General features: G+C 42.9%; 19 protein-coding genes. 14 read left to right on the forward strand and 5 right to left on the reverse strand.

Going from position 1 to position 19,351, the window contains the following annotated elements:
• Positions 1 to 48: 48 nt before the first annotated feature.
• The 3 genes from R7R24_RS01505 to R7R24_RS01515 form a co-directional block, all read right to left on the reverse strand.
• Positions 49 to 372, reverse strand: a complete 324-nt coding sequence (locus tag R7R24_RS01505; RefSeq protein WP_005373158.1) for a hypothetical protein — start codon at positions 370 to 372, stop codon at positions 49 to 51.
• Positions 373 to 458: 86 nt separating this feature from the next.
• On the reverse strand, positions 459 to 917 hold the full coding sequence (locus tag R7R24_RS01510; protein WP_017633653.1) for a hypothetical protein: 459 nt from the start codon (positions 915 to 917) through the stop codon (positions 459 to 461).
• A 326-nt stretch (positions 918 to 1,243) separates the two neighbouring features.
• Positions 1,244 to 1,885: a murein L,D-transpeptidase catalytic domain family protein gene (locus R7R24_RS01515; protein WP_017633652.1), complete on the reverse strand. Its 642-nt coding sequence runs from the start codon at positions 1,883 to 1,885 to the stop codon at positions 1,244 to 1,246.
• Between the two features lie 863 nt (positions 1,886 to 2,748).
• Here R7R24_RS01515 and R7R24_RS01520 point away from each other — a divergent pair.
• Positions 2,749 to 3,324 carry an imm11 family protein gene (locus R7R24_RS01520; RefSeq protein WP_017635389.1) on the forward strand — a complete coding sequence of 192 codons (576 nt, stop codon included), beginning with the start codon at positions 2,749 to 2,751 and terminating at the stop codon, positions 3,322 to 3,324.
• A 139-nt stretch (positions 3,325 to 3,463) separates the two neighbouring features.
• Here the strand turns inward: R7R24_RS01520 and R7R24_RS01525 are convergent, their stop codons facing one another.
• Complete coding sequence (locus R7R24_RS01525; RefSeq protein WP_154204298.1) at positions 3,464 to 5,824, reverse strand: EAL domain-containing protein; 2,361 nt, start codon at positions 5,822 to 5,824, stop codon at positions 3,464 to 3,466.
• A gap of 473 nt (positions 5,825 to 6,297) precedes the next feature.
• Here R7R24_RS01525 and rbsD point away from each other — a divergent pair, with 473 nt between their 5' ends.
• From rbsD to vctC, 13 genes are all read left to right on the forward strand, one after another.
• Positions 6,298 to 6,717: a D-ribose pyranase gene (gene rbsD / locus R7R24_RS01530; protein WP_054577814.1), complete on the forward strand. Its 420-nt coding sequence runs from the start codon at positions 6,298 to 6,300 to the stop codon at positions 6,715 to 6,717.
• 23 nt (positions 6,718 to 6,740) lie between these two features.
• Positions 6,741 to 8,246, forward strand: a complete 1,506-nt coding sequence (gene rbsA, locus R7R24_RS01535) for a ribose ABC transporter ATP-binding protein RbsA (protein WP_054577815.1) — start codon at positions 6,741 to 6,743, stop codon at positions 8,244 to 8,246.
• A complete protein-coding gene (gene rbsC / locus R7R24_RS01540; protein WP_005373145.1) occupies positions 8,243 to 9,226 on the forward strand; it encodes a ribose ABC transporter permease in 984 nt (327 codons plus the stop codon). The genes rbsA and rbsC overlap by 4 nt, the downstream gene beginning before the upstream one ends.
• Before the next feature lie 87 nt (positions 9,227 to 9,313).
• Positions 9,314 to 10,192, forward strand: coding sequence for a ribose ABC transporter substrate-binding protein RbsB (gene rbsB / locus R7R24_RS01545; protein ID WP_005373143.1), 879 nt, complete (start codon positions 9,314 to 9,316; stop codon positions 10,190 to 10,192).
• Between the two features lie 222 nt (positions 10,193 to 10,414).
• Positions 10,415 to 11,332, forward strand: coding sequence for a ribokinase (rbsK, locus tag R7R24_RS01550; RefSeq protein WP_005382617.1), 918 nt, complete (start codon positions 10,415 to 10,417; stop codon positions 11,330 to 11,332).
• Between the two features lie 35 nt (positions 11,333 to 11,367).
• On the forward strand, positions 11,368 to 12,390 hold the full coding sequence (locus R7R24_RS01555) for a substrate-binding domain-containing protein (protein WP_025767871.1): 1,023 nt from the start codon (positions 11,368 to 11,370) through the stop codon (positions 12,388 to 12,390).
• Positions 12,391 to 12,889: 499 nt separating this feature from the next.
• Positions 12,890 to 13,621 (forward strand): nicotinamide riboside transporter PnuC, encoded by a 732-nt coding sequence (gene pnuC, locus R7R24_RS01560; protein WP_025767870.1) that lies wholly within the window; start codon positions 12,890 to 12,892, stop codon positions 13,619 to 13,621.
• A gap of 10 nt (positions 13,622 to 13,631) precedes the next feature.
• Positions 13,632 to 14,363 (forward strand): nucleoside phosphorylase, encoded by a 732-nt coding sequence (locus tag R7R24_RS01565; RefSeq protein ID WP_005373131.1) that lies wholly within the window; start codon positions 13,632 to 13,634, stop codon positions 14,361 to 14,363.
• 134 nt (positions 14,364 to 14,497) lie between these two features.
• A complete protein-coding gene (locus tag R7R24_RS01570; protein ID WP_054577816.1) occupies positions 14,498 to 15,178 on the forward strand; it encodes a Crp/Fnr family transcriptional regulator in 681 nt (226 codons plus the stop codon).
• A 163-nt stretch (positions 15,179 to 15,341) separates the two neighbouring features.
• A complete protein-coding gene (locus R7R24_RS01575) occupies positions 15,342 to 16,250 on the forward strand; it encodes a siderophore ABC transporter substrate-binding protein (RefSeq protein ID WP_065275234.1) in 909 nt (302 codons plus the stop codon).
• Between the two features lie 22 nt (positions 16,251 to 16,272).
• On the forward strand, positions 16,273 to 17,208 hold the full coding sequence (gene vctD, locus R7R24_RS01580; protein ID WP_017820306.1) for an iron chelate uptake ABC transporter permease subunit VctD: 936 nt from the start codon (positions 16,273 to 16,275) through the stop codon (positions 17,206 to 17,208).
• The gene (vctG, locus tag R7R24_RS01585; protein WP_191115932.1) at positions 17,201 to 18,151 is read left to right on the forward strand and encodes an iron chelate uptake ABC transporter permease subunit VctG; all 951 of its coding nucleotides are present in this window, start codon (positions 17,201 to 17,203) and stop codon (positions 18,149 to 18,151) included. The genes vctD and vctG overlap by 8 nt, the downstream gene beginning before the upstream one ends.
• Positions 18,152 to 18,153: 2 nt before the next feature.
• Positions 18,154 to 18,909, forward strand: a complete 756-nt coding sequence (gene vctC, locus R7R24_RS01590; RefSeq protein WP_025767868.1) for an iron chelate ABC transporter ATP-binding protein VctC — start codon at positions 18,154 to 18,156, stop codon at positions 18,907 to 18,909.
• Between the two features lie 42 nt (positions 18,910 to 18,951).
• On the opposite strand, the gene cueR is transcribed toward vctC, so the two are convergent.
• Positions 18,952 to 19,338, reverse strand: a complete 387-nt coding sequence (gene cueR / locus R7R24_RS01595; protein ID WP_005376627.1) for a Cu(I)-responsive transcriptional regulator — start codon at positions 19,336 to 19,338, stop codon at positions 18,952 to 18,954.
• Positions 19,339 to 19,351: the final 13 nt, after the last annotated feature.

Below are 19,351 nucleotides of genomic sequence, written 5' to 3' on the forward strand. Positions count from 1 at the left end.
GGCGCATACATTGCGCCTTTCTTTTTGAGTGTCGTTAGGGTTTCGAATTTAATAGCCAATGCTATATAAGTATTCGCCAACTTCTTTGCACTGAGACTTGTAGATGTTCTCTACTTCAGACTCATTCTTATCTGCTGCTTTAAATTCAAGTTCGGCAGACGATAGCTGGTCAAAGCTGTAGTCTCTCTCAGACATTAAGTAGTGTCTGAACATCGCTCTGTGTTCCGGAACTGCAATACGTGCGTTAGAAACGTTGGCACACTCTAACAGAGTGTCGTTACTCATTTCTTCTGGCTTAGTTTCTGTGTTTGCTAAGGTTGAGCCCGCTGCAAATAGTAATGCTAGTGCGATGGTTGTAGCGATTCTTGTCATTATATGGACCTCAAATTGGTTCTAGTAACAATGGGCATATTGATTCTTATCGTTACATTTTCGTGTTCTCTGTATGTCATAAAAAGTTAAACAACAGAGAAAGCGTTGCGACCATGAGTAAAGACGTACATTAAGTTCGCTTCCTTTCTTCCTGAGAGGCGATAAAGAGAGCGTTGACTCATGAGTCCGCCATAACTGTCTAGAGGTAAGCGAGATGCTTGTTTTGCCAACTCCAGTAGTGGTGGAGAAGAGAAAGCAATAAGTAAAAAATAATCAGGAGTAAAATCTGATGATAAAACGCCATCAGTAGCTGATGTTCGGCGACAGGAGACAAGTCCGAACAACTCGCGCTTTATATGTAGGTAGTAACTTTCTGAACCCCAAGAGCTCAGAGAAGCTGAGGCATGAAAATCAGTGTGTGCTAGCTCAAAATCGTCTTGTTGTGAGAGTTTAAGTAAGCGCTCGGAAGTGTAATGTTTGGTGTGGTGCCACTCATGCGCATATGAAGCTGTGATGAGCCCTGAGAGCAGGGACAAAGAAAGCATCAATAATATACGGTGTAGATAACGCAAGAAGTAACCCTAAACATATAAAGCCACAGTTACCCACCATGATTAAGGAATCTTAGTGGAACTATGATAACGATGAAAGCCAGTGTCTGATCAACTCAGCGTATACTAACGAGATGGAAGGGGGATGAACAGAGTTTTCTGATCGCACTTAGGTATATCAGCGAATAACACAATAATTTTCGCTTTCGAGTAAGCGAAAATGGAAAGAGAGTCGTTGCACAGGACGATTAAGCTAACAGGATTATTACTAGGGAAGAAATAGAATCTTCTTTTTCTTCCCCATATGTGTCGCATCGATATTATGCGCTTGCGTAAATAACGCTGCCGCCTTTTATGGTGTCAATGATCTCGCGAGACAACTTCTCTGGCAAAGCAGGGCAACCCCAACTGCGTCCGAGGTATCCATTCTTCTTGATGAAGGAAGGGTTTGCGTAATCGGCACCGTGCACGACAATGTAACGCTCGCGAGCTTTGTCGTTTAATCCAGAGCTTAGCCCATCTAATCGAAGTGAATAGCCATTTGAGCCGTAGTAAGTGGTATCAGTCAAAAAAGTGCCCAATGATGTTTTTCGCGAGTTCACGACATTTGAAAACTGTGTCGCTGTTTTCTTTCCGCTGTTCACGCCGTGAGAAACATACGTATTGTAGATTAGCTTCTTTTTATCTAAATCCACCACATAAAAACGCTTTTCAGTTGATGGTTTACTATAGTCGATGATCGTTAGTACCGACTTCTTTCTATCGGGTGTCTTCTGATAAGCGATGTAAGCGTCACTGAACAACTTAAAGTCTACTATGCCATCTAGCTTGGCTTGTTTAAACACATGTTCAACTTGCTTTGGTCGTAAATGATCCCTGGGTTCGTTATCTGATTGTTTTGCAAAAGCAAAAGGTGATACAGACAACAGCGCACATGTAAATAATATAATTAATTTTTTCATCTTGGCTAAATAAAACTCTATGGTGTTACAAATTTACCGATTGCTTCATGCATTCGTTAAAACAACATGCACATCAATATAATTCTATTCCCAATGTTTCTTATTGCACGCTTAGGTGCTTGATATTGGGTTGACGATAAGTTTTCGAGTTAAAAACTAACTAATTGAAACTTATAAAAAATATGAAGTTTAACGATGATTTCTATAAACTTCGGCGTAAATAATATCTGATATATGTAATTAATAAAACTGTGTTTAAGGATATTTGTGAAGTTGCTAATTTATAAAAACGGCGTTTTATTTTTCGTACTTTAGAAACTCTTTTTATTTCAATGTGTTTTCTTTTTCTACGCTTTATCCAATACCTCAAAAGTTTGTGATTTAACTCGTAACAAATCGTAACGCCGAATCGTTATGTGTATAAGTGCATTTATAATGTATGAATAAACAACAGGGTGGTAAGAAAAGGCAGTAAAACAGCGGTGAATCGGTTGTTTTTAATTCACGATTGACAAAGCTAAGTCTAAGTCGTTCAAAAATTGAACTTGTGAATGTGTCGTTTAAGTGAGAGTGATGAGCTCGACAAAAGTGAAGTGACGCGTGCTATTGTTTATTCTCTAATTTATTCGATTACATAAGGAAGGGTACATAGTAAAAATTGAAAAAATAATTCTATCGTGTGGATTAAAGTATATAAATAATAAAACTTCGAAATTAAAAGATAAGAGCGCCAGATATTAATTCATTAAATTTTTGAACATGAAAGTAAACTCTATCTATTATGTTTGGTTTGGTTTGGTTTGGTTTGGTGTGAAAGCGCTCGTCTCATTAAGAAAAACGCTCAAAATTATTTAAGGACGGTTATGACAGCATTTAATAAAGTGTTTATTGTCACTCCCAATGTTAATGATTTTGCAATGTTGCAAGAGTCGCCATTGGAAATGTCTCTTCAAGTAACGGCAAGCAAACCTATCCAACTCTATGGAGAGTCTGTTAAAGCCAGTTGGAAAAGTATTGATATTGAATGGTTAGACGTTATGGGTGAAAAGCCATTGCCCAGGCCTGATATTGCAGCATGGGGATCTTTTACTCTTGCTGTATCCGCTTCTATTGCGGATAAGCTCGATGTGTTGAGCGAGAATGTCGAATTTTTACCATTAAATCTACAAGGAAAGCCTTGGCGAGCATTAAACATTGTCACTCAAATTGATGCCATTGATACCTCTGCTACCGAGTATAATCTTCGTCATGGTAAGCTAAGTCGTGCTAGACCGTTTAAGAAACTCGTTTTGAATAGAGAAGCCGTTAATGAGTCTGACTTGTTCAGAGTAAAAGGTGCTGGGCTCAGAACGTTTTGCACGGACAAAAAAGGTGGCTTGTACGATAGCGTCAAAGCGCTGAATTTGACCGGTTTGGATTTCAAGGAAGTGCTGGTTTAAAAACGAATAAATAGTAATTTACTCAACTAAAGTCATAGATATAGGTATGGGGGAACAAAAGCTGAGCATCTATCAATGAAGCTCATATACAGCTAAATACAGCCGCCACAGTTGTGACTGCTGTACGTCTCCCCTTAACTTATGTTCTTGAAACCCTAATTGAGCTGACCATGGACGCATCAAATCGACTGTCGTCATTTGCCGATTGCCACCACAAGCTCAATTGTTCTTTAGTCATTGGTTTGCCAAATAAATAGCCTTGCATATAGTCGCAGCGGTATGCCGATAGCCATTCATGCATCATATTGTGTTCAATACCTTCTGCTGTAACCGTTTTATTTTGGGCATGGCATAGCTCAATAATAGGTTTGATCACATGGCCGTTGTTGGTGTTCATCAATGTAACGAGGAACTCTCGATCAAATTTGATTTTTTGAACCGGATACTGAACGAGCTGAGTTAACGATGTGTAACCAGAACCAAAGTCATCAATTGCAAGACGGTAGCCACGTTTTGATAGCTCATCAAGTAGAGCCGTGCCTTGTTGTTCTGCGGCAAAGGTTTCGGTTATTTCTATCTCAATACATTCTGGTTTAACACTGTGCAGTGTCGCTTGTTCATGGATGTAGTTTGCCATTTCTATCGAGTTTAGCTCTGCTGATGAAAGATTGACCGAAAGAACAATATCCTTACCGAAAATATTCCTTAATTGATGGTATTCCGCCGTTGCATTGGCGAAAACCCAGCGGTCAATTTTATCAAATAATCCGGCTTGCTCTGCAATTGGAATAAACTCCTTTGGAGGGATAGGGCCGATACCTTCGGCTTCCCAGCGCAACAAGACTTCTAACCCCTCAATTTCGTTGCTTCGATTGTTCATATAGGGTTGAAAAACAAGGTGAAATTCTTCCTCTACATTGCTTTTTCGGAGCGCACGTTCAAGTTGACTTCGTCTTTGAGACTCAATATTGAGAGCGGCTGAATAATAGGCGTATTGATTTTTCCCTGCCCGTTTTGCTTGATACATAGCCGCATCGGCACTGGAGAGTAACTTCGCGATGTCAGTACCGTCTTGAGGATATTGTGCAATACCTACGCTTGCCGTAACGGGAAATGAATTACTCCAAGATGAACTGAGATTACTAATCGGTTTTAGTAACTCTGATGCAAGCAAATCAGGCAAGCGTTTTACCTCTTGATTTGAGCTCAGCAAAATTGCAAATTCGTCACCAGATAACCTGGCGGCAAAGCAGGGGCTGTTGTAATCGTGCGAGAACTTTTGACAAGCATTCTTGATGTGTGATGAGAACACTTTTAATAAGTTATCTCCCAATTCATGCCCGTATTTATCATTCACGTATTTAAAGTTATCAAGATCGACGTAAACAACCCACAGAAACTGCGAAGGGGAGATAAGTTCACGAGTGGCAAGCTCATGAAAACGATGGCGATTGGCGAGTTGCGTCAGGTGATCCGTTTCAGCTAGGCGTTTTGTCTTTTTATAGATGACATTAAGTTCCTCATACATATCAAAAAAGCGTGCAGAGAGGCGCCCTATTTCATCGTTTGTTTCTAGCTTTTCAATATTGTCACGTTGATTAGATTCAAGTTCGTTTAGCTGCTTATCAAGTCGAGAGACAGGGCGCAACACATAGCGGTACAACACCAAAATGATTAATGTGATAGTGAAAAACGCCGCTACGCCAAAGGAGAAAGCAAGTTCTAGCCACACTTTATCGACTTTATTCCACATTAAATATTCGGCAGGAGAAAGCACGGCATAAAAGTGCGGCAGCAGCTCAATGGTTTGAGCGAGAGGAATATCAAGATAAATGGGTTTGTCGGCGAAAGTAATCACGCTGTGCGTGTCAAACTCGATTTCATGCTTAATCTCGTTAAAGGCTTCAAGTGATACGGAAACTACCACAAAAAACACATTTTTTGAGTCAAAGCTCAAAGGGTGAGTCCCCGTTCTTTTGTCGACGACCTCATATTGAAGAAGAATGCTTTGTCCACTGGAGTTATAAATAAAGCCAGTGTGACTGAAAGCCTCTCTCTCATTGAAACTTCGTGATATGTACTCTAACACCTTTGGGTCGACCACACCTGATGATTCGTAATATTTGTTTTCTGTGTAATAGAGAAGGTTTTGTTTGCCGTCGAGGATCGCCATGCTCGCATCGCCTTTGTAACCATGGCTTAATACTTCAGCGGTCTCGTCTAATCGATTAAACAAGACTCGCTCACGATAGGGGTTGTTATGATTAACCAAATAGTCTTGTAATACATCACTTTTACTGAGCGTATAGGCATAGCTATTAAGAAAAATATTCGCTTGTCGAAACTGCCCGGCGAGCTTTTCCATCTGCAACTGAATATAGCTGTCTTCCCGCTTGATGAGCGTCACTTTTTGAATGCTATAAATAATATAGCTAGATACTAACGCGCTTAATAAGATCACTGGCGCGACAAGCAAAATGACTCTATTGCTTAACTTCATTATGGTTCTTAGTTTCCGTTTGTGTCCCTACAAACGTCGCGTACCAGGTAAGGTACTGAACGGATGATGTGTTTTGGCAAATTGTAACCAGATTGTAAGGTGAGCGTTCTCCAAAATCAGGCAGCTATCTAAGAATTGTGATGACGTGAAAGGTTTCGAGCTTATTAACTAGAGGTTTTCTCAGTAGTTGGACGTCTCTTTTCCTTCCTCCTTGTATAAAACCTAACCGTAATGATAGGAAAATACCGTCATCGAAACGTTTCGATTGTAAAGTGTGACTCAAGTGCGCTTTTCCTATTCAATGACAATTGAATTACAGATCATTCTCACACCTTATCGATCTCACACTGGTCAAATTGCGATGACGAATTATTATTTCATCGAAACGTTTCGATGAGTTTTCTGTTAATAACGAAAACACTTTAAAACAGGCGCTCATGGTTGTATGAACGTGTAACCGAAAGGTCGATGAGATGAAAAAAAGTACCCTAATTAACTCAGATATTTCTTACTTGGTGGCGACGCTAGGCCACACTGACGAGATCACGATATGTGATGCTGGTCTACCAATCCCAGAGCATGTTCAGCGAATCGATTTGGCGCTAACGCATGGGGTACCAAGTTTTCTTGATACTGTTCGCGTAATTCTATCTGAGTCCCAAATCGAAGGGGTCATCATTGCGGAAGAGCTCTCTGATGCAAGCCCAGTTTTGCATGAAGCGTTGCTCAACGAACTGAGCAAAGAGAGTGAAGAAACGGGCAAATCTATTGAAGTGAGCTACGTGTCACATGAAGCGTTTAAAGCACGCACGGCGCAAAGTCGCGCTATCGTAAGAACTGGCGAATGCTCGCCATATGCGAACGTTATTTTCCAAGCGGGCGTGGTTTTTTAAGCCAGAGATATTGAGGACAGATTATGACTCAAGCCATTCTACAACTAAGCGAAATTGAGAAGGCGTTTCCGGGCGTAAAAGCACTCGACAAAGCAAGCCTGAATGTTTATCCAGGCCGTGTTATGGCGCTGATGGGTGAAAATGGAGCAGGCAAGTCAACGTTAATGAAGGTGTTGACAGGCATTTACCACATGGATGCGGGGAGCATTCAATATCACGGTCAGCCGGCGGCCTTTAAAGGGCCACGCGATTCACAGGAAGCTGGTATTAGCATTATTCACCAAGAGCTGAACCTGATTCCTGAACTGACGATTGCCGAAAATATTTACTTGGGACGAGAGTTCACCGGCTCCTTAGGGCGTATCCAGTGGGGCAAAATGTATGACGAAGCTGACAAGCTTTTAAAACGTCTCAATGTAAAGCATTCATCAAAAACATTGCTTGGCGATTTAAGCCTTGGTGAACAACAAATGGTGGAAATTGCAAAGGCACTTTCGTTTGAGTCGAAAGTCATCATTATGGATGAGCCAACGGACGCATTGACCGATACGGAAACGGAATCACTATTTAAAGTGATTAATGAGCTTCGCGAGCAAGGATGCGGCATCGTATACATTTCGCATCGTCTTAAAGAAATCTTTGAAATCTGTGATGATATTACGGTGCTTCGTGATGGTAAGTTTATCGGTGAGTGCAAGGTGTCCGACACTGATGAAGATGGCCTAATTGAAATGATGGTTGGCCGAAAATTAGAAGAGCAATATCCACGTATTGATGTCCAACATGGCGAAACTTGTCTTGAAGTCATTGGTTTGACTGGGTCTGGCGTTCAGGATGTGAGCTTTACTCTCAAGCGTGGTGAGATTCTTGGAATTTCTGGCTTGATGGGCGCAGGCCGCACTGAACTCATGAAAGTCATTTACGGCGCATTACCTAGTGAGCATGGTGTTATCAATCTTGATAACAAAACTATTAACCCGGTTAGCCCGCAAGATGGCTTGGCAAATGGTATCGCTTACATCTCTGAAGATCGCAAAGGCGATGGTTTGGTTTTAGGTCTTTCGGTTAAGGAGAACATGTCACTTTGTTCGCTAAACCAGCTGACCAAAGGCTTCCAGATTCAACACAGCGACGAAGTGATTGCTGTGGAAGATTTTATTAAGTTATTCAACATTAAAACCCCAACGCGAGATCAAATCATCGGCAACTTATCTGGTGGTAACCAGCAAAAAGTTGCGATAGCGAAAGGGTTAATGACGAAACCTAAAGTTCTGATTCTGGATGAGCCGACACGTGGTGTTGATGTCGGAGCAAAAAAAGAGATTTATCAGCTCATCAACAAGTTTAAGGCCGAAGGCATGAGCATCATCTTGGTTTCTTCCGAGATGCCTGAAGTGCTCGGCATGAGCGACCGTATTTTAGTGATGCATGAAGGTCGTATCACTGGCGAATTTGATGCGAAAGACGCCGATCAAGAAAAATTACTCGCCTGTGCCGTAGGCAAAGAGATCAATGAGGAAGCAGCATGAGTACGAATACCATGAGCAAACCAACCGAAACGAGCAACAAGAAGTTGTTCACAAAAGAGTGGCTGATTGAACAAAAATCACTGATAGCTCTGATCTTTCTGATCGTTGTTGTGTCATTTTTGAACCCGAACTTCTTTACGGTCGACAACATTCTCAACATTCTTCGTCAAACCTCCGTGAATGCCATTATCGCAGTGGGTATGACATTAGTTATTTTAACCGCAGGCATCGACTTAAGTGTTGGTTCGGTATTGGCGTTGTGTGGTGCCTTTGCGGCAAGCATGATTGCGCTTGAGGTTCCTGTGCTGGTGGCGGTTCCAACTGCTTTAGTCGCAGGTGCAGCGTTAGGTGCGATCAGCGGTATCATTATTGCGAAGGGTAAGGTGCAGGCATTTATCGCTACGCTGGTTACCATGACGTTACTACGAGGTGTGACCATGGTGTACACCGAAGGTCGACCAATCTCGACAGGCTTTACTGACACCGCGGATGCGTTTGCATGGTTTGGTACTGGCTACGCGCTAGGCATTCCGGTTCCTGTTTGGTTAATGGTGGTTGTGTTTGCAGCGGCTTGGTATTTACTTAACCACACACGCTTTGGTCGCTATGTTTACGCACTAGGCGGCAACGAGTCTGCGACGCGTCTATCAGGTATCAATGTAGACCGAGTGAAGATTGGTGTCTACGCCATCTGCGGTATGTTAGCAGCGCTTGCAGGCATTATTGTAACGTCTCGTCTTTCTTCGGCGCAGCCAACAGCAGGTATGGGCTACGAGCTAGACGCTATCGCAGCGGTTGTTCTTGGCGGTACCAGCTTGATGGGCGGTAAAGGCCGTATCATGGGTACCTTGATTGGTGCGCTGATCATCGGTTTCTTGAACAATGCACTTAACCTACTTGATGTTTCTTCCTACTACCAAATGATTGCAAAAGCAGTGGTTATCTTGCTGGCGGTATTGGTAGACAACAAAAACAAGTAATTCATAACAATCTGTATATATAAAACAGTGAATACAAACCGAGTCAGGGGACGTGTACTGGCTCACCCTACACAAAGGACTAGAACGATGAAAAAACTTGCAACTCTTATCTCTGCTGCACTTCTTTCTTCAACCGTATCGGTAGCGGCGCAAGCTCAAGATACCATGGCGATTGTGGTTTCGACGCTAAACAACCCGTTCTTCGTAACGATGAAAGACGGTGCGGAAGCAAAAGCGAAAGAATTGGGGTACGACTTAATTGTACTGGACTCGCAAAATGACCCGAGTAAAGAACTGTCGAACATCGAGGATTTAAGTATTCGCGGCGTAAAAGCAATTCTTATCAACCCAACGGATTCTGATGCAGTGTCTAATGCAATTCGTATGGCGAACCGTTCTAAGATCCCTGTGTTGACATTAGACCGTGGTGCAAGCCGTGGTGAAGTTGTGAGTCACATCGCGTCGGACAACGTAATTGGTGGTGAAATGGCAGGCCACTACATCATGGAAAAAGTCGGCGAAAAAGCAAAAGTCATTCAACTTGAAGGTATTGCGGGCACATCGGCAGCGCGTGAGCGCGGTGAAGGCTTTATGAATGCCGTGAAGGGCAGCGATATGGATCTTCTTGCTAGCCAACCAGCTGACTTTGACCGCACGAAAGGTCTAAACGTAATGGAAAACCTGCTAGCGGCTAACCCGGATGTACAAGCGGTATTTGCACAGAATGATGAAATGGCGCTAGGTGCACTTCGCGCAGTTCAAGCTTCTGGCAAAGATGTCGTTATCGTTGGTTTTGATGGTACGGAAGACGGCATTGCAGCAGTTAACCGTGGCAAACTAGCGGCAACTATTGCTCAGCAACCAGACCTTATCGGTGCTTTAGGTGTTGAAACGGCTGACAAAGTTTTGAAAGGTGAAGAAGTAGAAGAGTACATCCCAGTACCACTAAAAGTAGTCACTAAGTAAGTTTTAAGTTCAATAAATCATCCTAATTTTTGCTCTCTCCTCCGTTTATATCTGTCGTTTAGGAGGTGAGGGCAAACTTACCCAAAATACTGCAAAGTGTGGGGTATAGATGCCTTTGGCTTTTTATCGAGACTCCTTCGTCAGGAAGAGAAGTTAAAGTCATCTAATGTATTTTCCTAAACAGTTTTTAAAAAGGGTTCATTCAGAACCGAGGATAACCGTATGAATAAGTTAGTGGTGTTAGGTAGTGTAAACGCTGACCATGTTCTTCAAGTGCCTTCTTTCCCTCGCCCAGGCGAGACGCTGCATGGTCGCAACTATCAAGTTATCCCAGGTGGCAAAGGTGCCAACCAAGCCGTCGCGGCGGCGCGATTAAATGCAGACATCGGTTTTATCGCTTGTGTGGGCGATGACTCATTCGGCATTAACATTCGCGAAAACTTCAAAATGGACGGCATCGATATCACTGGTGTGAAGATGCAGCCAAATTGCCCGACAGGTATCGCGATGATTCAAGTGTCGGACAGTGGTGAGAACAGCATTTGCATTTCAGCTGAAGCGAACGCCAAACTGACAGCAGAAGCGATTGAGCCAGATTTAGAGCGTATTCGCCAAGCAGATTACTTGCTAATGCAATTGGAAACGCCGATGTGCGGCATTGAGAAAGCTGCGCGAATCGCGAAAGATGCCAAAACCAATGTCATTCTGAACCCAGCGCCAGCTCGCGAACTGTCAGATGAATTACTGTCTTGCATTGACGTGATTACACCAAATGAAACGGAAGCTGAAGTTCTGACAGGTATTACTGTAACAGACAACGAAAGCGCGCAAGAAGCGGCGAATGTGCTACATGGTAAAGGTATAGAAATTGTCATGATCACACTCGGTGCAAAAGGCGTTTGGCTAAGCCAAAACGGTCGAGGCGAAATCATCTCGGGTTTCCGCGTTGAAGCGACGGATACTACCGCAGCGGGCGATACATTTAATGGGGCATTCGTCACTGGTCTCCTAGAAGATTTACCTTTAGAATCAGCGATTAAGTTTGCACATGCGGCGGCTGCAATTTCTGTGACCCGCTTTGGCGCGCAAACGTCGATTCCAACCCGCGAAGAGGTGGACGCGTTTCTCGCTGAACAATAAGGCGCACAACGCCTCATTAAAATAGGAGTAGTAACATGGCGACGATGAAAGACATCGCAAAACTGGCAGGGGTTTCCACTTCAACAGTGAGCCATGTTATTAACAAGACGCGTTTTGTGAGCGAAGAGATCTCTGAACGCGTTAACAATGCCGCAAAAGAGCTTAACTACTACGCGCCCTCTGCGTTGGCGCGTAGCCTCAAAGTTAATCGTACCAAAACCATTGGTATGCTCGTGACAACCTCAACCAACCCATTCTTTGGCGAAGTCGTAAAAGGCGTCGAACGCAGCTGCTACCAAAAAGGCTACAGCCTCATTTTATGTAACACCGAGGGTGATAACGAACGTATGCGTCAATCCATTAATACGCTATTGCAAAAGCGTGTCGATGGTTTGATTTTGATGTGTTCGTCGCTAGAAGGAGAGCGTATCGATGTATTTGAGCGTTACCCAGATATCCCAGTAGTGGTAATGGACTGGGGGCCGATGCTATTTACAAGCGATAAAATCCAAGACAACTCACTTCGTGGCGGTTACTTAGCGGCGAAATACTTAATTGATTGCGGCCATACCGAAATTGGGTGCATCACAGGCCCTTTGATTAAACACCAAGCGCAAATGCGATACGAAGGTTATAAGCGAGCAATGAACGAAGCTGGCTTGGAATTTAATGCCAATTGGATCATTGAGTCTGACTTCGAATGTGAGGGTGGGTATCAAGCATTCAAAAAAATGGCTCAGCGTGGCGCATTACCTAGCTCGATTTTCGTCTCTAACGATATGATGGCGATGGGGGTGATTAACGCCGCAAATGAGCTCGATATTAAAGTGCCGGACGACCTGTCCATTATTGGTTACGATGACATCCATATCGCGAAATTTATGTCGCCATCGCTAACTACCATTCATCAGCCTAAGTACCGTTTGGGGCAGGCTGCCGTTGAGACTCTTGTCCGAAAGTTGGATGAAAAGTCAACAGAGGCACAGGTCGTACAATTAGAACCGACTCTAGTGGAACGAAAAAGCGTCAAGAGGTTAAAGTCAAACGTCACTGAATGACGTGTGATGTTGAGCTAAAAAATTAAAAAAGTCGTTTCTCTTTATACGATAAAGCCTTACTATCGTCGTTGATTATAAATAAAACTATTAATTGTTGTCTGGCGGATTAGTCAAATGTTATCAAAAGGTTACGCTAAGTTATCTGTAAAACACCCTTGGTTTCACCGAGTTAATGTTATTACAGTTGTATTGATTTTTTTTGTGAGCTGCTATCAGCTACTGGTTAATGAAGCATTTGAGTACGCAATTGGCTTTATTATTACACTTTTGGCGTCAGCTTTATTTGCATCAGCTTCTGCATTCAAAAAACGCTATCTAGGCTTGGATTCATAGGCACGTCTATTTCCAACATCGTTCAATAGCATCATTTATTGCTTTCAAGTAAACATTGAACTGAATTATGATCGAGTGCATCAAGAGGAGGACAAATGTCCTCCTTTTTGTTAGGGATCACGCTCTAATATAAGCGTATTCCAAACAAAATAATAAAGGACATGTTATGGACCTCTTTGCCTTACTCGATATTAATAATACTCTCGTTAACATTCCGATTGGCGACGGCTACGCAATGAGCTGGATCGAAGCTTTCGGTACCGTTTTTGGACTGCTTTGCATTTGGTTTGCCAGCCAAGAAAAAACCATCAACTACTTATTCGGTTTGCTGAATGTCACGCTTTTTGCCGTTATCTTTTTTCAAATTCAGTTATACGGATTATTGCTTCTTCAATTGTTTTTCTTCTGTGCGAACATTTACGGCTGGTATGCGTGGACTCGTCCAAACGCACAAGGTGAAACGCTGGAGGTTCGCTGGTTAAATAAACAGAAACTTATTACTACTGCCTCTATTAGCGTTGCATGTATCGCATTATTAACGATCTATATCGACCCATTTTTCTTTGCGCTAGCAAACATTGCTGTTGATAGCTTGAATCTCTTTGGTGCTGGCTTGGCTGAACCGGTGCTTGAACCTGACGCGTTCCCGTTCTGGGATGCAACCATGACAGTACTTTCTGTTGTTGCACAAATTCTGATGACACGTAAATACGTCGAAAACTGGATTCTATGGGTTGTGATTAATATTATCAGTGTGGGTATCTACGCGACGCAAGGTGTTTACGCAATGTCTGTTCAGTACGCGATTCTTATGTTCATCGCTGCCAATGGCACGCGTGAGTGGGCTCGTAGCGCTAAGCGCAATGGCGATAAAACCTTAGCGCACGCTGCTGCGTAAGGAACGAAAAATGGCCAAACAACCTCATATCGGAGTGGATGAAACACAAATCGCTCCCCTCGTTATTGTATGCGGCGAGCCAGATCGAGCGAATCGTATCGCGGTATTATTTGATGATGCAGAAATGGTGTCGGAAAACCGCGAGTACCGTGTGTTTACCGGCAACTACAAAGGCAAGCCTGTTTCAGTATGTAGTACAGGTATAGGTGCGCCATCGATGATCATCGCAGTGGAAGAGCTAAAACAGTGCGGTGTGACTCATGTGGTACGCGTTGGATCGGCGGGGGCAATGCAATCAGGCATTCATCTTGGCGAGTTGATCATTGCCGAAGGCGCGGTAAGAGATGAGGGCGGCTCTAAAGCGTATGTCGATTCGTCTTATCCAGCCTACGCAAGCTTTTCACTGTTAAAGGAAGTTGAGCGTTACTTGTCGATGCAAAAAGTGCATTATCATTTTGGTGTGGTGCGTTCTCACGACAGTTTCTATACCGATGACGAGGATGCAATATGCCAACATTGGAACAAGAAAGGCATCTTAGGTGCAGATATGGAAACCTCTGCGCTGTTTACGGTCGGTCGACTACGAGGCCTTCATGTGGCTTCGATATTAAACAACGTGGTGCTGTATCAACAAGATGTGAAAGAAGGTGTTGGTCAGTACGTTGATGAGGCCAAAGTAATGATGCAAGGTGAGAAGAGCGCCGCGATTACGGCATTAGAAGCCTTGGTTGCTCAGCGTTAGCCAGTCTCTATCTCAGTAAGTCACATAAACAGAATAGATGTAAAGCGACAGGTCACTGTCGCTTTTTTATTTGGAGTTACGGGGTACAATCCACCTTAAATAGTTGCCCGTAACTTTTTCTGAGAGAGCAGAAAATGAAAATCAGCCCTTATCCGACTGGTCGCTTCAAAACATACCTTGAAGAAAAGAGTGCCACCTTTCGCGATTTGATTTATCAATGCCAAATAAATTCGCGTTTCTTTGATGCTGGGGAAGCAATTCTCCGCCAAGGTGAGCAACTTCAGTACTTGTATGTTGTGCCAGTAGGTCGAGTCTCGATGAACATATTGGCCGCAAATGGACGACGTTTTCAATTAGGGGAAGCTAACTGCGACTATCATATTTATGGTGAAATGGAGTTCTTCACTCAGACTCCTTGTCAATGGAATGTGATAGCAGATGAACATATGCAGGTTGATGTTATCTGTATCCAAAAACTAACCGAAGCACTGCAAAATTATCCCCAAATGATGGTGTTCTTCGCTTCAGCATTGGCTGAGGATTATCAAGACTCCATGGATATCTACACTAATCGTTTGTTGCATCCCATTACTTACAACATTGCCTATGATCTTCTCGTCCGTAATCAGACGGATAAGTTGCTTGGTGGCTTTGATAAAGTGAACCAAGAGGCTGAGCGGTTTGGCACCTCAGGCCGAGTCTATCGACGTGCAGTTAAGGACTTGATTGAAAAGGGATTGATTACCAAAACGGACAACGGTTTGGAGATTATTGATGAGCTGGCACTCAAAGCGTTTATTGAAGCGCATGAATGATACGCCCAGGTATTGAAACTGATGGGTTTTATAAGTATTTGATATATCTAAGTCTTGAGTAAACGTAACTAATGTAAAGTACCTTAAATTTTGTTGAATGCATTAAAGAGTAGCGTTATATTGCGAACGCGTATGATAATAGATCTCATTAAGGCTTAACAAAATGAAAAAATTCGTCGGTGCGGCTATGCTGTCGTTATTTACTGTTTCTCCTTCTTTCGCTGCTAAAGTTGTGATTGACCACTACATGGGTCAAACAGAGCTAGAACAATCCCCAGAGCGTGTGGTTGTGATTGGCTTTGGCCCGCTAGATGCGCTGGACAACTTTGGTATCGATCCCGTTGCAGTATCTAACTCTTCTAATCTTCCTAGTTACCTTTCAAAATACAGCAAAGATAACTACACCTCTGCGGGTAGTTTGTTTGAACCTGATTTTGAAACCATCTACATGCAAAAACCGGATTTGATTTTGGTTGGTCCGCGAGCGTCTGCGAAATATGAAGAGCTGAGTGAAATTGCCCCTACAGTTGTTTTCGCGGCGAAAGAAAACCAAGGCTATTGGGAAGGTACGCAAGCGCAATGGCGCAATATTGGTAAGATCTTCAATATCGAAGAAAAAGTAGAGCAGAAAATTGAAGCGTTAGATACTCAATTCAAAGCAATCCGCGACTACAACCAATCGAACAAAAATGATGCACTAACGATTTTGAGCATGGGTGACAACATCAGCGCGTTTGGTGCCCAGTCGCGATTTGGCGTCATTTATAACGACTTTGGCTTCTTGGAAACGGTTGAGCACGTGAAAACGGGCACTCACGGAGATGTCATTTCTTATGAGTTTATTCGTGAAGCTAACCCGAAAAATATTCTCGTGGTTGACCGTAATTCTCTGACAGGTACGCCGGATAACGATATTCGTAAATCCATGGATAACGACTTAGTCAAAGCGACCGCAGCATATAAAAATCACAAAATCACTTATTTAGATGTGGACGCGTGGTATTTGTCGATGTCTGGTGTGACAGCAACAGAAAAAATGGTCAGTGAGATAAAGCAAACCGTTGAACTGTAATCCAAGATAGCAGAGGTTAACTTTGAAGAAGTTATTGCTAACCCTTGTGGTTTTAAGCACGGTTTCGTTATTTGTTGGGGTGGCAAACATGACGCCCCAACAACTCTTTTCAGGTGATGAGAAAGCATTAGAGCTTTTCTTTACCAGCCGTATACCACGTTTATTTGCCATACTGCTTGCTGGTGCTGGCTTGAGTATTGCGGGTCTTGTCATGCAGCAAATCAGCCAGAACCGATTTGCGGCACCTTCTACAACTGGTACGATCGAATGTGCCATGTTGGGCTACGTACTGAGCGTGGTTTTCTTTGGTAATGATAATCACCTTTGGCTCGTATTTGGCATCTCGGTATTTGGGACGCTAGCGTTTGTTTTCTTTATTCAGCGCATTCAATTTAAGAGCGTGGTTTTTGTGCCTCTTGTCGGGATTATTTTCGGCAATGTCATCCAATCCATGACTACGTTTATCGCGTACAAATATGATGCACTTCAAAGTCTGAATGCTTGGACAGTCGCAAACTTCGCTAACATCTTGCGTGGTGATTTTGAACTGCTGTACATCGCGGTACCAATGGTTATCCTCAGCTATCTTTTTGCCGCAAGGATCTCTGCCGTAGGTATCGGAAAAGATTTCGCGATTAACTTGGGTTTGAATTATCAGCAGGTTGTGACGATTGGCGTACTATTGGTGTCCATCATGTCAGCAAGTGTCGTGATGATTGTTGGCCAGTTGCCATTCCTAGGGCTGATTGTGCCTAATCTCGTGAGTCACTTTTATGGCGATAACCTCAAAAAGAACATTCCGCTTACGGCCATGTATGGGGCCATTTTAGTGTTGTGTTGCGATTTGGTGAGTCGTTTAATTATTTTCCCTCATGAAATGCCAATCTCTATCGTGATTAGCATATTGGGTGGCGTGGTATTCATCGCTATGTTGTTGCGAGGTAAGCAACATGCGTGATTCAACGAAAATCCTGCTGCTAGGTGGCATTGCGATTCTTTTCGCGTGTCTGTTTATTGGTATTGGGCTAACGGCTGACAACTACCAATATTTTTTGTCTCGTAGAGTTCCTAAAGTATTGGCGATAGTGCTAGCGGGTGTGGCCATTGCTCAGTCTTCACTTGTATTTCAAACCATTACGCACAACCGAATTTTAACGCCAAGTATCATGGGTTTTGATGCGCTGTATGTGTTAACCCAAATTTTGATCGTGTTGATTTTTGGTGGGTTGAGTACCTTAGTTCTTAACTTGTACGTAAATTTCGCGATTGCAGTAATTGTAATGGTGTCGTTTTCGCTACTGCTGTTTGGGTTTTACTTTTCAAAAGGCAGCAAGAACTTGATTACGTTGCTATTGGTCGGCTTGATCTTTGGTCAGCTATTTTCCAATGCGGCGTCATTCTTTTCTTTGCTGATGGACCCAAACACATATGCAATTGTTCAGTCGAAACTGTACGCCAGTTTCAATAATGTCAAAGTGAACTTGGTTTACTTTAGTGCTCCGGCTTTGATGTTTGCATGTTGGTTGTTGTTTAGGATGCATAGCACTTTAGATGTGTTTTGGCTCGACCAAGACAATGCGAAAAGTTTGGGTGTTGATGTACCTAAAGTGACGAGAAATGTGTTTATTATCTCGGCGGTTTTGATTGCTATTTCTACGGCTTTGGTAGGGCCAATCATGTTCTTTGGTTTACTAGTGACCAACTTAAGCCGAGAAATGTTCCGAAGTTACCAACATAAAACGCTATTGGTCGGATGTTCGTTTCTATCCATCAGTTCATTACTTGCTGGGCAATGGATAATCGAAAACGTGTTCAGTTTTGAGACGACGTTGAGTGTCGTAATTAACTTTATCGGCGGTGCGTATTTCTTATACCTGCTGCTGAAAAACAAAGTTGTATAAATATGATAGTAATAGACAAATTAACGAAGGCTTTCGGTTCAAACAAAGTCGTAGACGAGGCCAATACTCAGTTTGAAAAGGGCAAGGTAACATCGATTATCGGTCCAAATGGCGCGGGAAAGAGCACGCTGTTATCTATGGCCTCGCGCTTAACGGAGCGAGATGGCGGTAGTGTTATCATTGATTGCAAGGAAATCGCGGAATGGGACACAAAAGAGCTAGCGAAAAAACTGGCAGTACTTCGCCAAGCTAACTCGATTACAATGCGGTTTACCGTAAAAGAGTTAGTCTCTTTTGGTCGTTTCCCATACTCTAAAGGAAATCTGACTAAAGAAGATCATGAGGTCATAGAACAAGCGATCGACTACTTAGATTTGCAAGATATTCAAGATAAATACTTGGATGAATTAAGTGGTGGTCAGCGACAGCTTGCATTTATTGCTATGGTGATTGCACAAGATACAGATTATGTCTTTCTTGATGAACCTCTTAATAACTTAGATATCAAACACTCTCTTCAGATCATGAAAGTTGTGCAGCAGTTAGCCCATGACATGAATAAAGCCATGGTGGTCGTGATTCATGATATTAATTTCGCGGCGTGTTACTCAGATGTCATATTGGCGCTTAAGAAAGGTAAAGTTGTGGCGAGTGGTGCGGTTGAAGATGTTATTCAAGCGTCTACGCTAGAGGACATCTATGAAACGCCATTTAACATCATAGAGTTAAACGGTAAGCGCATGTGTACTTATCATTAAGCGAGCTAGTTCGTTTTTAACGAGATCAATAGATAGGCGGGCTTACTTGGTGAGCTCGTCTATGATTGGGCATCGGCTCTCTGCATCTCCAGGACAAGAAGAAACCCAACCTTCAAGTTGCGTTTTGATCTCCATGAGGTGTGCAATTTTTTCTTCAACCTCTCTCAGTTTGTCCATGGTTCTTGCTTTTACTTCGCTACTTTTGCGATTGGGGTTATGAGCAAGTTGTACGAACTCTTTGCATTCTTGCAACGAAAAGCCTGCGCTTTTTGCGCGTGATACCAAGTTAAGCTCTTGAATATGATTATCTGAATATTCGCGATAGCCAGAGTCGCTACGCGCTGGTGGAGATATGATCCCTTTGTCTTCATATAATCGAATCGACTTAGATGAAAGCCCAGTGAGCTTCGCGACGGCACCAATATTCATGTTTAACCTCCAT

Source organism: Vibrio sp. 704, assembly GCF_033339295.1.